The 15095-nt window shown below is 38.6% G+C and carries 15 protein-coding genes and 2 pseudogenes; 5 read left to right on the top strand and 12 right to left on the bottom strand.

Annotation, left to right across the window (positions count from 1 at the left end):
• Positions 1-174: 174 nt before the first annotated feature.
• Positions 175-723: an ImmA/IrrE family metallo-endopeptidase gene (locus tag C6W21_RS01655; RefSeq protein WP_106049060.1), complete on the top strand. Its 549-nt coding sequence runs from the start codon at positions 175-177 to the stop codon at positions 721-723.
• Between the two features lie 25 nt (positions 724-748).
• Here C6W21_RS01655 and C6W21_RS01650 read toward each other — a convergent pair whose 3' ends face one another.
• Positions 749-1372 (bottom strand): poly-gamma-glutamate hydrolase family protein, encoded by a 624-nt coding sequence (locus C6W21_RS01650; protein WP_106049059.1) that lies wholly within the window; start codon positions 1370-1372, stop codon positions 749-751.
• Between the two features lie 244 nt (positions 1373-1616).
• Here C6W21_RS01650 and C6W21_RS01645 point away from each other — a divergent pair, with 244 nt between their 5' ends.
• Positions 1617-1988, top strand: coding sequence for a DUF5412 domain-containing protein (locus C6W21_RS01645; protein WP_044138938.1), 372 nt, complete (start codon positions 1617-1619; stop codon positions 1986-1988).
• A 36-nt stretch (positions 1989-2024) separates the two neighbouring features.
• Here the strand turns inward: C6W21_RS01645 and C6W21_RS01640 are convergent.
• The 11 genes and pseudogenes from C6W21_RS01640 to C6W21_RS01565 form a co-directional block, all read right to left on the bottom strand.
• Positions 2025-2402 (bottom strand): annotated as a pseudogene (locus tag C6W21_RS01640) (methyl-accepting chemotaxis protein); the annotation flags it as partial.
• 365 nt (positions 2403-2767) lie between these two features.
• The gene (gene hag, locus C6W21_RS01630; protein WP_044141245.1) at positions 2768-3589 is read right to left on the bottom strand and encodes a flagellin Hag; all 822 of its coding nucleotides are present in this window, start codon (positions 3587-3589) and stop codon (positions 2768-2770) included.
• A gap of 289 nt (positions 3590-3878) precedes the next feature.
• Positions 3879-4718, bottom strand: coding sequence for a flagellin Hag (gene hag / locus C6W21_RS01625; RefSeq protein ID WP_106049058.1), 840 nt, complete (start codon positions 4716-4718; stop codon positions 3879-3881).
• A gap of 203 nt (positions 4719-4921) precedes the next feature.
• A complete protein-coding gene (locus C6W21_RS01620) occupies positions 4922-5173 on the bottom strand; it encodes a Kelch repeat-containing protein (protein WP_223249508.1) in 252 nt (83 codons plus the stop codon).
• A 206-nt stretch (positions 5174-5379) separates the two neighbouring features.
• Complete coding sequence (gene alr, locus C6W21_RS01615; RefSeq protein WP_106049056.1) at positions 5380-6561, bottom strand: alanine racemase; 1182 nt, start codon at positions 6559-6561, stop codon at positions 5380-5382.
• 288 nt (positions 6562-6849) lie between these two features.
• A complete protein-coding gene (locus C6W21_RS01610; protein WP_106049055.1) occupies positions 6850-7473 on the bottom strand; it encodes a hypothetical protein in 624 nt (207 codons plus the stop codon).
• Between the two features lie 478 nt (positions 7474-7951).
• Positions 7952-8245 carry a hypothetical protein gene (locus C6W21_RS01605; protein ID WP_106049054.1) on the bottom strand — a complete coding sequence of 98 codons (294 nt, stop codon included), beginning with the start codon at positions 8243-8245 and terminating at the stop codon, positions 7952-7954.
• A 750-nt stretch (positions 8246-8995) separates the two neighbouring features.
• Positions 8996-9454 carry a GyrI-like domain-containing protein gene (locus C6W21_RS01590; protein ID WP_106049052.1) on the bottom strand — a complete coding sequence of 153 codons (459 nt, stop codon included), beginning with the start codon at positions 9452-9454 and terminating at the stop codon, positions 8996-8998.
• Between the two features lie 1110 nt (positions 9455-10564).
• On the bottom strand, positions 10565-11086 hold the full coding sequence (locus tag C6W21_RS01575) for a ClbS/DfsB family four-helix bundle protein (protein ID WP_106049050.1): 522 nt from the start codon (positions 11084-11086) through the stop codon (positions 10565-10567).
• A 189-nt stretch (positions 11087-11275) separates the two neighbouring features.
• On the bottom strand, positions 11276-11518 hold the full coding sequence (locus C6W21_RS19430) for a GNAT family N-acetyltransferase (RefSeq protein ID WP_411266010.1): 243 nt from the start codon (positions 11516-11518) through the stop codon (positions 11276-11278).
• Positions 11519-11776: 258 nt separating this feature from the next.
• Positions 11777-12934: an MFS transporter gene (locus tag C6W21_RS01565; RefSeq protein ID WP_106049049.1), complete on the bottom strand. Its 1158-nt coding sequence runs from the start codon at positions 12932-12934 to the stop codon at positions 11777-11779.
• Positions 12935-13061: 127 nt separating this feature from the next.
• Here C6W21_RS01565 and C6W21_RS01560 point away from each other — a divergent pair, with 127 nt between their 5' ends.
• From C6W21_RS01560 to C6W21_RS01550, 3 genes and pseudogenes are all read left to right on the top strand, one after another.
• On the top strand, positions 13062-13952 hold the full coding sequence (locus C6W21_RS01560) for a LysR family transcriptional regulator (protein WP_106049048.1): 891 nt from the start codon (positions 13062-13064) through the stop codon (positions 13950-13952).
• A gap of 16 nt (positions 13953-13968) precedes the next feature.
• Positions 13969-14336, top strand: a pseudogene (locus C6W21_RS19150) (GNAT family N-acetyltransferase).
• Positions 14337-14629: 293 nt separating this feature from the next.
• Entirely contained in the window at positions 14630-15085 is a 456-nt protein-coding gene (locus C6W21_RS01550) for a hypothetical protein (RefSeq protein WP_223249507.1), read from the top strand.
• Positions 15086-15095 lie beyond the last annotated feature (10 nt).

Raw genomic sequence — 15095 nt, 5'->3', positions numbered from 1 at the left:
TGCAAAAATACAGAAAAAAACAGGAATTAATTCCAATTTTCCTTGATTTTATGTTAAAATTGTTAAAAATAAGCCGATATAAAAAATAAGAAATAGCTCAATTAGCTATTTAGTCCTATATGGACTTTTCTTTTACGCCAAAAATAGAACGTACGTTTGCATGGAGGTTTTTAAATGACTGGTTTTTTAACCCATTTAGAAGAAGATATTAAGCGGTTATATGCTCAATTACAAATAAGCGGTCCTGCTTATAGAGAGATGCAAAGGATCGCTTCTGAATTTCATGTATGGGTTCACTACGAGGAGACTGGCAGCATGATGATCCAGCATCAAGGTCTTTACAGTATTATATTAAACAGATCCCTATCACCTGAAGAACAATGGCAGGATTTTGCCCACGAGCTTTGTCATGTGCTAAAGCATACAGGCAATCATTTCAAAATGAACAAACTTTTTCGAGAACTGCAGGAGTTTCAGGCAAAACAATTCATGTATCACTTTTGTGTTCCAACCTTTATGCTGCTGCAAATGAAGCTTCCAACCCTTCGGCAGCAAGCCATTTTGCATATTGCTCAAACGTTTCACGTCACCTGGGCTTTTGCTGAAAAGCGGCTTGCCTTATTCGAACAGCGAAAAGCAGGCATTCGCTTTCAACAGGAGTTTACGTCTTATTTAATGAAAGCAGAAAGGGTAGCAGAAAAAGAAGCCGTTTATCAAACGTAAATACTCGGACATAAATCGATATAGTTTATTCATAAAGGGCTAATACTTGTTTGAGTACATTTGTGTATCGATAAAATTGTTCAGTTTGTGTATCACGCCGGTAGCGACGCCTAAAGTCTTGAAAGAATGCTCTTCTTTGCGCCTGACTAATTTCAAGTTGTACACTTTGGCCTGTCAGACATTGGTTATTAATATTATCAGGATGTGTTCCAGAAAAACGATCAGATTCAGATAGCAGCAATGCGTGAAAGCCATTTAGCGTTAAACGTTTCACTGTTTCTGCCGCTCTTTCTCTGTCCGTACCTCCCACTAACGTTTGAAGCTCCTCTGTTTCTCCGTAACCATGGAGTGCAAACGTATAATGATGGGTATGCACCTGTGAAAGGCAAATCGGCTCATCAAAACGTGTACTTGTAATATGAAGAACATGATTGCCTTTTACTTTAAGGCCTTCAAATAAATACATAGAACAATCGCTAGATATTTCATGAATGAGCTCACTCACGCCGGATTCAATTCCTCCGGCATGAGGCGACAAAACCAGAAGCTGGTCACCTTTCCGCTCGTGAAGAATTTGATAATCAATGCCTTTTCGTTCATGAGCGGAAAGCTCTTCATAACTTTGATACGTATCGTTGATTTGCCTCATGTCATCTGCCCCATTTCTCTATATGAGCATAAGTCTACTGATCCCTCATTCTTTTGTAAAGAGGTTTCGAATCAAATACACCACTTGAATTTTTCCTTAAATTTTCCTTACATTTACGGCTTTCTGTTGAATTTTGAGAAAAAATGACCGATAATTGAAAGGAATAGAACTTTTGGACTATATGAATCTTTTTGTATTCTCTCTCATAAATTAGAAATATTGTGATCTACATCTGGAGGAATTCATGTTAAAAAAGAAAACCACCCTCACCCTTATCATCTTACTCCTTAGCTTCGCTGGCATTATTTATTGGAAATGTTTCTCTCTTCAAGGCGTGTCTCACGGAACATTCATCCGCTCGATGTCATCACCTGACGGAATGTACATCATCAACACCTATCAGCATAGCGGAGGAAAGCTAAAGGAAAACGCAGTCAGAGCAGAAATTGAAAACAAACTGACCCACCGCAAGAAAACGATTTACTGGAAATACCCTGATAAAGACCCTCTCATCCAATGGAAAAACGGACAGCTTGTTCAAATTGGACATGAGTTTTTAAATGTGGTGAAGGGCGACACGTATGATTATCGCTTTGATCAGAACAAAAGAAAATAGCGCATCAAAAAAACGAATCCCTCTTGGATTCGTTTTTTACGTTGACATCACGGTTTGCATAAATTCCTTCATATCTTTACTAACCGTCGTCAATCGTTCAACAATTTCACTAAACTCCGTCACAAGTGAAGCCTGTTCCGATGAAGAACCTTTCATATGGTCCATACTTTCAAGTAATGTATGTATATTGGAGGAAATTCCTTGCAATGAGCTTTCGATGTTTTCTGTTGCACTTGAAGTTTCACTTGAAAGCTTTTGAACCTCACTTGCTACAACACTAAAACCAGCCCCCTCTTTTCCTGCCCTGGCCGCTTCGATTGACGCATTCAATCCTAGCAAACTCGTTTGTTTCGAGATACCTTTAATCATTTTTGTAATATCAGATGTTTTTTTCGAGCTTTCAAGTGTTTGCTGATATGGCGCGGGAAGGTGTTGAATTCAAAGGAGAAACAGCCATTCCCCATTTGACGTTCGTACAAGGATTTTTAAATCGCTACGTACAGTACGCTATAGTAACAACCAACCTGAACGTCTTGAGGCGTATCACCGGATGCAATCTTTCTTAACAGAATCGAAAAAGACATCATCAACTTAGAACAGCTGCATGACATGATTCAAGCCGACACCTCTGGAGAAACTGCTGGATGGTGGAGTCAGTGGGATCAATAGGGTGATGAAGGCAATCGAGCTTTTTTCCATGAAGCGGTTCCTGACTTTCGTTTGCAGCACCTGCTATCATTAGATTGAAACAAAAAAAGCCCCTTCGTGGGGCTTTTTCATTAACGTAATAATTGAAGTACGTTTTGCGGCTGTTGGTTTGCTTGAGCTAGCATCGCTTGAGACGCTTGAGAAAGAATGTTGTTCTTTGTGAACTCACTCATTTCTTTCGCCATGTCAACGTCACGAATACGAGACTCAGCAGCTGTTAAGTTTTCAGCAGAAGCACCAAGGTTGTTGATTGTGTGCTCGAGGCGGTTTTGGACTGCACCAAGTGCTGAACGCTGTTTAGATACTGCGCCGATGGCTTCATCAATTTTTGCTACTTCGACGTCAAAGTCAAAACCATCTTCATTTACTTTAATATCTTTGACAGTCAAGGTTTCAGCGTCCATTTTGCCGATCTGAACGTTGATATTTTGCTCAATGTTTGCGCCAATTTGAAATTGGAATCCATCTTCAACACTACCATCCAACAGATTCTTTCCGTTAAATGCTGTGCGCTGAGAAATCCCATCAATTTCATCAACCAATGCAGTGAGTTCTTCTTGAATAGCTGTTAAATCTTCTGTTTGTTGAGTACCGACGTTACCCGCTTGAACTGTCAATTCACGCATACGTTGAAGAATCGCATGTGTTTCAGTTAATGCACCTTCAGCCGTTTGGATAAGAGAGATACCATCTTGTGCGTTTTTAGATGCCATTTCTAATCCGCGGATTTGTCCACGCATTTTTTCAGAGATGGCTAGACCTGCTGCGTCATCTCCTGCACGGTTGATACGAAGACCAGAAGAAAGCTTCTCCATGTTCTTTTGCCCTGCTCCATTGTTTGCAGACAAACGGTTCAGTGTGTTAAGTGCTGCGATATTGTGGTTAATTCTCATGTTTCATGACCTCCATGTGTTTGAACCAATTGAACATCCTTGTCCAAAAGTTCTAAATTAGAATTTTTTTGTAAGCCTTACAATCCATTTATCGAACTTTAATGGAATTTGTTTAACAAAAAAGGGATAAATGAGGTAAAAGTCTCATTCGTTATGATCGTTTCGCTAGAGTATGCCAAATTTAAAGGCCATTTTTCATGATTTGTCAGAGGGATTTAAGAATCATAAGACTGGAGAAAATACGAAGAAAAAACAGCATAAAAAAAAGCCCCATAAAAGGGGCTCTTCATTAACGTAGTAATTGAAGTACGTTTTGTGGCTGTTGGTTCGCTTGTGCAAGCATTGCTTGAGACGCTTGAGAAAGAATGTTGTTCTTTGTGAACTCACTCATTTCTTTCGCCATGTCAACGTCACGGATACGAGACTCAGCAGCTGTTAAGTTTTCAGAAGATGCACCAAGGTTGTTGATTGTGTGCTCTAGACGGTTTTGAACCGCACCAAGTTTACCACGCTCAGAAGATACTTTATTGATTGCAGCATCTACTTTGTCTAATAGAGCATCTGTATTAGCTGTTGTAGCAGTTGTTACAACATAATCAGCTTTCAACATATCAAGACCAGTAGCAGCAGTACTCATGTCACTAATTTGAACTGTCAGCTGTTGTGTTTTGTTAGCACCAATTTGGAAAGTAAATCCATCAGTTTGAGTACCATCAAGAAGGTTTTTACCGTTGAATGCTGTACGTTCAGAAATTCCATCTACCTCATCAAGAAGGTTATCAATTTCATCTTGGATAGCTTTAAGATCTGTTGTTGCATCTTGAGTACCAGTGTTACCCGCTTGAACTGTTAATTCACGAACACGTTGAAGGATTGAGTGAGTTTCAGTCAATGCACCCTCAGCTGTTTGGATAAGAGAGATACCATCTTGTGAGTTTTTAGAAGCCATTTCTAAGCCGCGGATTTGTCCACGCATTTTTTCAGAGATTGCTAGACCTGCTGCGTCATCTCCTGCACGGTTGATTTTAAGACCAGAAGAAAGTTTCTCCATGTTCTTTTGGCTAGCACTGTTGTTTGCAGATAAACGGTTCAATGTGTTAAGTGCTGCGATATTGTGGTTAATTCTCATTTCCTATTACCTCCATGTATGTGGGACCTGACAGACGTCCTTGTCTGAAAAAAGTCCTTTATTCTAGGGCTTATCAACCCTGACAATTTTATTATCGGATGTGATTATAGGATGTTTAGCAGATTTCTAAAAAAATATATCATTTTTTCATGACGTTGATCCTAATTTTAACAATTCTATAAAAAAATGCTACTGATTTAAAATCAGTAGCTCTCTTCTGTTGACCCATCACCTGGTTTTGTTCCGTCTTGATCCTTTGGTTCTTCGCTTGTTCCATCATCTGGTTTTGTTTCACCTTCAGCAATCTGCAAATCTTTTAATGAGATAGAAATCACTGATTTGTAATCACTTTTAATCGATTTTGAATGATAATATTCTTTGAAATTCCTTCCACCTATGATATATATCGTACCATCAAGTGTTACAGCACTTGATCCAACTCTAGCTTCAGTCAATTCACTTATACTTTTTTTCACAGAATTAGAATTGAATTGCGACCATCATAAAAATGGTCAAAAGCACTAGAAATAATCCTTTTTTGATCATTTTTTCCCTCCATATCTTAAATAACCCTCCTTTTATATACATAATTGTAATAAAATTTAATTTTTATCATTATTCACCAGAATGAATATTTCCAAAGTACACCTTCTATTTACCCTCACACATACATCACCGGCGTCGATATTTTAATAATCTTCCCGCCTCGACGATAAAACCTTGGGACGCGGCGGCTTAAGGTGGCGATGACTTCATAGTTGATCGTATTGAGCATTTCAGCAATTTCATCGACAGAAATTTCTCCGCCCTTTTGACGGCCGTAAATGACAACTTCCTCGCCTTGCTTTGCTTTCATTTCTCCTAAACTGATCATCGTCATATCCATTGTGACTCGGCCAGCAATCGGCATTCGTTTTCCGCGGAAAAGCATAAATCCCCGATTTGATAAAGCACGTGAGTACCCATCTGCGTAACCGATCGGTATGGTTGCAATGACTTCATCAGGTTTTGCTACATACGTTGCACCGTAGCTGACGGTCCTTGGCTCTGTCACCATTTCTTTCACGAACGCAATCCTTGCTTTTAAACTGAGAGCGGGCTCTAGCTGAACAGCGTCTAAGCTTTCAATGTATTGCGAAGGATACAGCCCATATAGCCCAATGCCAAGCCGAATCATATCGGCGCTAAATTCAGGGAACGCGATGGCAGCCGCTGTATTGTTCATATGTACGGTCGGCAGCTTAATTCCTTGTTTTTTCAAAAACCGAAGAAAATCAATAAAAATGCTGTGTTGCAGTAGCGTGAAATCAGGGTCAGGCTCATCCGCAGTGGAGAAATGCGTAAAAATCCCGTCCCATCTAAGGTTTTCACTCTTTTCAAGTGCCTCAACCACTCCTAACAGCTCTTCCTTCGTTCGTACACCTAATCGTCCCATCCCTGTGTCGACATTGACATGAATCCCAAGCCGGCGCTGACTATCTTCTTCCGCTAAGATCTCATTTGCTTCAACAATCCAGTCTTCTCGAAGGCCGGAGAGGTCAATTCTCCAGGCCGCAGCCCTTTTCACACAATCTAGCGGGGTAAATCCAAGAACCAGAATCGGTGCTTCAATTTTTGCTCTCCTCAATACAATGCCTTCCTCCAAACTAGCAACCGCAAGCTCCGTCGCACCGCTTTCCAGTGCCTGCCGGGCTACCTCCACTGAACCGTGTCCATAAGCATTCGCCTTCACGACAGCCATGATCTTACTTTTCCTCGGAATATGCGCTTGAATGGCTTGGATATTTCTTTTAATCGCGTCAAGATTGACTTCGATCCAGACTTCCCTGCAAAGCTTTTGCATTTATGTTTCCTCCTCATCACATGAGTCATATCAATATCAATGCTCGTTTTCGTGTCTAGTCTATCTTTATTCATTTTTGAGAAAAACATTCAACTACAATAACCGGACCAGCCTTGTCAGTAGTTCATTTTATGTGTAAAAGAAAATGGGACGAGAAATTTTCCGGTTCACTTCACCCTACTATTTTCATTAAATTCCACCATGCTATAGGTGATCAAGAACCAAGATAAAAAAAGGAATCACATGAAACTGTGACTCCTTTCTTTATAGTAACTTCATGGAATGTATTTAATCAGCAGATTTCATCATTACATCAATATCATGATACAACTCATCCAAACTTTCTCGTTCAGCCAAATATTCAGCGTTATTCTTACTAACAGGTAAATCAAATTGCAGAAAAGTGATGGTGATAGTTGATTTTTCTTTATCATTCATTGTTAACCTTAATTGAAGCGTCGAAATCTCTTCTGAAAACGCTCCTGTATAGTCGATCTCAATTGAATGTTCACTCGGTACACCATCTTCTAAAATTTCGACTTGATGAATATCTTTCAGTGAAAGGTCAGTGACTGCAAATGTAGATTTACGAGATGACCCGCCAGATTGATGTTTAATAAAACGTATTTTCTTTGCCTCTTCATTAACAGCCAATGCCTTGTCAACATTTTGTGAAAAGAAGTATTTTGAGGAGTGAAACCCATCTTCGTGAAAGAGCATCATCATCTTGTCTAACATGATATTTGGATCGTTCTGTTCTCTCTTTCTTTGTAATCTACCCGCTATCAGTAAAATGATCATTGCACCAATTATACTGATAGCAGTTCCCACGCCATTACCAACTTCTAATAAAACAGTAAAGCCTAAAAAAGCAATAAAAAAAGCGATAACGATACCTATGATGAATAACACAATGCTCCCCCTATCATGATCCTCCATTTACAAATTGATCTAGTCAAAGTATAGCATGGGGACATGCTGATGAATGAAGTGATGAAGAAGAAATGGCATCAAGTTTTGATTCTACAGACACTTGTTATTGAATCTATTGAATGATTCAACAACAAAATCCTCTATAAGGAGCTAGCTGACAGATCGATTAACGGTCTGTTCTTTTAGTAAAAAACACTCAATCGTGATCCCCTCAATTGTTATATGTCCAATCGACTTTGTTTTAAGCTGTTTATTGATATAAGAAAAACATCACCCAGCAAAAAGCTGAATGATTTTTTCTTATATGATGAAAACATTTTCTGTACATCTTCAAATGAATATAGCGTTAGCAACTTCATTGCTTAATTCGATTATTCCCCTGGAAATCTCCCCTTAATTTAATACCAACGTATGCCAGCTATAGGTTTATTCACATTTTACCGAAAGTCTACTATATTTAACCAGTGAACGTTACACTTTCAATCTTGTTCACATCTATTAAACTAGTTGCAGTACCTCCAACCGAAGTTGGGTCATTAAAAAATACAATGCCCGCTGTTTGGTTATAAGTGACAAAACTACCCGGTCCATAAAAATAACCTGAATCACCGACGATACCGAGAGCAGTACCTGGTGTAAGTCCCGCAAAAAGCCCATTAAATTTCGAACTTGCGGATTGGTTTTTATCAAAACCTACACTTTGCGAGATGTTTAAACCAAGAGCCGATAAATCCTGTGTTATATTTCCCACGATAATGCCTCCTTCTCTAATTTTTTTATTCCATATAGTCTATTCCCATCGAAATTTTTTGAATGAGTTTATAGTGGAGTTTTACGATAGAAAAATGAGACACGAAGGACTTTTGAGACTGCGTTGTTCAGTTATCGACTTATACGCCTGCCTTCCATTCCAGGCGAATAAAGGAATGATGTTTTGTGTGAACTGCACGGCACCTATCAATCAAGCGGGCCTTCATTTTACTAATAAGGACAACATAATAGGACGCTGGTGCCCCTGGAAACACAGCCATATTGAATAGGCTAATCATAAAAAATATAGTGAAAATCCTTCGGAATAATGTTGATTTCAACATTTTAATCACTCCTCATTCATGCGATATATTCAATATCGCACTCTTAAAATAAAAAGCCCCATTAAGGGCTTTCAGCGTTTAGACAAACCCTCGCATTCGTTGTCATTCCTGAGCGCTGGTGCTCACGAATGACAAATTCGCTCCGCGCCAGTGCTCGTCCTTCCTAGACTTCAAAGGTTTTCTATCACGCTGAAAAAAAGACAAAGGGCTAAAATAAACATCATTTTAGCCCTTTGTCAACAATCTGAACAGACCATAAAGGTCTGTTTTCATTATGTCTATAGGTTGTGCTTATTCGGACTACAATGATGAGTTTCGTTCATTCTTTCAAGGATTGTCATTGTCCCTCAGCTTCACTTCCTGCATTGTCGTTATCTTCGTGTCACATCTACAAATTTATTCTGGTTTTAAAAGATAGGCAGTAAGAACTCACACACCTTACCTTCGCCTTCTTCTTCTCTATATCGCTCTATAATAGGAGCCTGACGAATGTCCAAATGATTGTTTTGAATAACATGAGGTAAATGACTCCAAAACAAATTCACTTTTTCAGTCGTATGTGTCACCGTAAAAACGGCATACTTTCCCCCTTCAAAATGACCAGTCTGAACCATTTGATCTTTTGAGAAATCTCTATTTGTCATTAACATGAAATCATATCTGCATCTTTCAGGTAAAGTTCTTTCAGGATCATCTTGAGGAACACCATATATGCCATATTCCTCTAATTCATCATTTAAATGATGTTGTGCTATCCATTTTTTAAAACTTTTCATCATATCTAAATTCTTTTTGCTGCCGTATGGTCCTATATTTCTCATAAACACCATTTTCATATTCTTTAACATTTCAATTTTGTAATTCATGATTTCCCTCCAACACTTATTGGAAGACTGGCCAATCATTCCTTACATCCAACGGTAACATCCTTTAAAATATAATGCAGTAGGTTATTAAAAATAAATGAATTCATTATAAAAAATACATATTTAGGAGTTTTAATCTGATGGATAGGTGAAATATTAAGTAATCTCATTTTCTCTTTTGTAAGATGTTAGATTTTTCCAAATAAAAAAGAACGGCCATTGGCCGCTCACTTCTTATTGATTTTGCTTAGAAGACTTAGTATTGATAAAGGTAAAGATCAAATAGATGATTGTTCCGAAAAACATACCATTTAACAAGCTGATAAACAACATCTTACAAACCAGGCCAACATAATAAGACGCTGGCGTCCCTGGAAACACAGCCATATTGAAAAGACTAATCATAAAAGTTAAAGCAAAAAATATAATGAAAATTCTTCGAAATAATGTTGATTTTAACATTGTCATTTTCATCCCTTCTAATTATATTTCCCTTAGAAAGAAACCACTCCTCATCAGGTATACCTTAAAATAAAAAGCCCATAAAGGGCTTTTTAAGCAGAATAGCCGATACTTGCCGTATGACCTCTCCTAGCTTCATCATGACTTGCTGTCACTTCAGACGTAAAATAACTAACAACACTTATGACACTGATCATCACGAATACTACTGATAACGTTTTTATACTGAGAGTCCCCCCGCTTTACTTGAGTTTGGAAATAAAGAATCTTTTCATAGAAATGCATCGCATTGTCTTTATCTCCCATCTCATTATAATCTTTTGCTAAATCTTCAAGGTCAGGATACATTGACTTTACTTCTAACAATTCCATTATTTTTTCCAACTGCTCAAAATTATTTTCAATGTATAGTGATCTTAAAAACTTGAATATCAATAATAGAACATGATCATTATGAATCGTCCGGCACCGAAAAGAAACCGCAAAAGAACAAAAAAAAGCTTCTTTAAAGAAGCCAAGTGAGTGATCGTCATTTTGATAAGGAGGAATAACTGGGCTCGAATCAGCGCCCCCCTATACTCTCTGAAATAAGATGATACAATCAGGTTTAGTTCTAACGAAATATGTACATCTAGTATATCCTTCACGTCATACTTGTTTTAATCGTTTCCATTTACGAATTTGAGTACGGAAATTTTTAAATGGGGCAACGGTATTCACATGAATAAATTTATAAACTGGCCAAACAGCCTTTGCTGTAGCGTCATCCGCCCATTTTCGTTGATGAGGTTTAAACACTTCTTCTTCACTCATACGATCTAACATATTACAAATAGTTAAAACGTTCTGTTTGAGCTGAGCTCTTAATGCGACTAGTGATTGACAGGCATACTTCTCATTAAAAAGAGAATATAATATGCCAAGCTGATTCCATTTATAACCTTCTGCTGGCGTATGGACAACCTTTCCTTCAGTTTCGTCTTGCTCCCATTGAAGCAGCAGGGTTGTCCAACCAACTTGATAGGCCAAATTTTCTGCAGGATTTCGGCTTACATCCTCTATTCGATCATCTTTCATTTCTTCTGGAATCATATCAAATTCTTCATCGTATTGATTGTACGTCTTCATTATTGCTTGCTTTAAAATATCCTTCGACTCATAGGTTGTCATATTATTCACCTCTATTCTTTTTGTGCAAATTTTTCTCGGAACATATCTTTCACTGGAGCTCATAATACTGAATTATTCTATCGTCTTCTGTTTTACAGTCTCTATTATAATCAAACTCTTAATCGAGCATAAAAGCAATAGCATTCTCTGGTTAAATGAAAGCATCTACGCAAGTTTAATAAAGAAAATCTATAAAACCGGCTGCGAAAAATGCAGACACTCTTTACGTTCCATCATAAACAAGCACCCAGTATTTCCCCCAGGTTCTCCTTCTTCTATCACAGCCTTCCAGCCTCTTTTTTGATAAAAAGACAAAGCTTTGTGATTGTCAGAGAGACATTTGAGGGTGACCAGTGTTCTCAGCACTTTTATAGCATGTTTGAGCAGCAGATCACCAGCCCCTTGACCAGCAGCTTCGGGATGTACAAACAAGAGGTGAATAAAACGATCTGGTACATATATATAGATAAATCCGAGGAATTTTATTGCTTTCCTCAGCTAAGAAAATTTGCTCTTCCAGCGTATCCTGATCAAAGTCATGTAAATTCATGTCTTCTGCGTTCACCCAATGAAAGCTTTGATGACGGGCAGCTAAATAAATATCTCTTCATTGTGGGTAGTCGATCGTTTTTGCTTCTCGAATGAGCAATAAAATCCCCCCGTTTTGATTGAAATTTGAAGCTGCATGATTTAACTTGACACTTCTTCCTCTTTTCTACCTAATTTCATTGATATCTGAACGCCAATCATCAACATGACGATGACAAGCATTGCAACAATGGAAGCATAAAAATGTCCGCTTAGATCGAAAACCAAGCCAATGAAAAACGGACCGAATCCACCCATGATGTACCCGCCCATCTGCGACATCGCGGACCAGGTTCCGGCTTCCTCCGGAGTACTCGTCTCCATAATAGGGAGCATAAGCGCTAAAGGAAATAACCCTCCGGCACCCATACCTAGGAAAATGACAGCTGGCAAGATCGGCATTGGCAGAAGAAGAAAGATGAGTCCAATCAGCTCAGACACACTGCATAAGATGAGAAATAATTTCGGCTTGCCTAAGCGATTCACGATTCCAGGAACGAGTAAAGCAATTGGAATCTGAATGAGTGTAAATATGGTCAGTAGCATGGCAGCATATTGCGGACTGTTTCCGAAACTAAGAGCAATCGGTGAAATCCATGCCGTCAAAGAATAAAACATACTGGACATAAAACCAAAAAACAAGGTGAATTGAATAGCCTTTTTGTTTCGCAGCGGCAATTTTAGCGGCAAGGTTACATGATCACTCTGCTCATTTTTGCGAACTAAACCTACCCATAGAATAAGTGCAATCACCCCTAGAATAGCCCAGCAGGACAATGCAAACGGAAGATGATGCTGACTGCGTAAATAAATCGGAATGGTGAAGCCGGAAGCGAGCGCTGCACCTATTGTCATCGAAATTGAATACACACTGACAATACCAGGATTTCTCGGGAAATATTTTTTAATAAAACTAGACAATAAAGGACCCGCGAAGCTAATCCCCACCCCTCCTGCAAACGCAGTCATGAGCAGAATAGCAACCGATTGGCTTGTACCACGCAGTGCCGTGGCAATCGTGATGAGAAGAATTGAGAAAAAAAGTGTTCTCTCTAAGCCAAAACGCCGGCTGAGTATTGTCGCAACGGGAGCAAATACCCCCATACAAAGGACAGGCAAAGTGGTCAAAAGACTTGCTGTCAGTGCGTTTACACCAAGCTCTGATTGGATCATGCTCATCATGGAAGCCACGGACGTAATAATTGGACGCAAGTTTAGTGCAGCTAAAAATAAAGCGGCTAAATAAAATATTTTTTTCATCAATACCCTTCCTTCTCTCTCATCTTGTTGAGGTTACTTTGAGTATAAATCTGCCGCATTCATTGATCAATACAATAATTCGTATTATGATGATAGTAAAAAACTATTATTAATGAAAGGATGACATATGGATACTCGGCATATCACATATTTTATGGCTGTATTCAATCATTTGCATTTTACAAAGGCTGCTGAGCAGCTAGGCATATCACAGCCTACATTAAGCCAGCAGATCCGGCTGCTTGAAGCAGAAGTTGGGATGCCGCTCTTTGATCGAATCGGCAAAAAAGTCGTTGCTACCGAAGCTGGTTCACTGCTTTATCAATACGGCATGAAAATGCTTCAAGCTGAAAGAGATGCAAAAAATGCGATGAAAGAGCTGTTATCTGAAAAACGCGGAACCGTACGACTTGCAGTACTCCCCTCCGATCTTGATTTTCAGCTTGTTCCGCTATTTGTAGAATTTAAAACACTTTATCCCGAAACCAATCTGAAGGCATATTCAAATATCTTCGTGCGTGAAGAAGTCCTTTCACATAAAGTGGATCTCGGCATCGGGCTGCGAGGGCCTGCAGATAAGCGCCTCGTTCAAATTCCACTTGGAAGTGAGCCCTACGAATTATTTGTTCATTCAAAAAGTGATCTAGCCCAAAAGAGTGAAGTGACATTGGAAGAGCTGACGCAGCATGCTTTGGTCATGTATCCGAAGGGATATCTAGGAAGGGATTTAGTAGATGACGTATGTAAAGAACAGGGTGTTGAACTAGACACTGCCATGGAGGTTGGGTCCGCATCTTCGCTATTGCAGTTAGTTGAAGCCGGGATCGGTGCAACCATTCAGCCAAGAGGATTACTAAAACAACATTCGACGTGGCCCAATATTGTTTCGATTCCTATTGCTGAGCCGGCACCTGTTCGTCACTTGGAATTAATTTATTATGCAGACCGATTTGTCAGCAAAGCACAGCAGCAGCTATCTGAATGGCTGATAGACTTTTTCAAATCAAGAACAAACTAAAAGATGAGGGTAAAACATGAAGAATGCAAACAGCATATTTACAAGGACAAACCGGGTTGTTATTCGCCAATTTGATCTATAAGATATTGAAGCGTTCTAACAATATCGAGCATATCCCTCTATTGCAACATTTCAATCCTGAGAAAACTATACGTACAAAGAAGCTGAATCATTTTGACGCAAAACCTAATCAGCCGGGGACATGGTTTCAATACACTATTGCCTTATCTGAATCCAATCAGCTGATAGGAGAGTGCGCCATTCATACACTTGACTGCGAGCCTAGAATTGTTGAAACTACAAAATTATATGTCAAAAGGACATTGGGTTGATGAATATCAATATGCGATTCTTCAATCGGAGTGGGCCGCTAAGCGCCATTAAAAGACGCTTTTGATAAACCTTCTATATACATTTAGAACTTTTCTATAACGCTCACCATGCTTTCTTTTTTTATAATTGAAAAAAAGAAATGTGGTGGCGAATATGTCTACAACGATCGGAATTACGGGCGGGATGGGTCCTTTAGCAACAATTGATCTGATGAAAAAAAGACTCTTCAAAATGGTGGTCATGTTAAACTCATTAATGAAGACTGGGAAGTTTATTCAAATATTATCATTAAGGACAAATTAGCTTATTTTATCCTCTATCACACTCCTGAAGATTCTAAGAATGTGTCTTTTAAAGTAGCAGTATTTGATATAGAAAAGAAAAAATTAAGGGGAGCATATTTACTTGGCAGCTATAAAAGTGAAGATCAACTAATTCCACCAAATGAAAAGCACTTCTATATAAAAGACGATATTTTATATCACTTAACTGCAAATTCTAAGATTTATACATTTAACACAAAAACGATGAAACGAGAAGGATCCTATTCCTTAGAACAGCAAGAGGAAGGACTCAATGTTAAGTTCGTCTATTTAAATTCTGATCATATCTACTTATTAAACCAAAAAAAGACCGGAGAATATGAAATTTCTTCTTATTCATACCAAAAGGGAAAAAGATTGAATTCTTTAAAGATAAAAGGTCTCGACAAAATTCTGGATAAGAATCATGTATCTGAATATGATTTTTTGATGTTAGAACAAAATAGAAAGGATATTCTCAAGATATTTAATAGGTGATCCTAAAGGG

This window comes from Bacillus sp. NMCN1 (genome assembly GCF_002998085.1).
Taxonomy (GTDB): Bacteria; Bacillota; Bacilli; order Bacillales; family Bacillaceae; genus Bacillus.
This window is presented reverse-complemented; position numbering and strand designations above follow the sequence as displayed.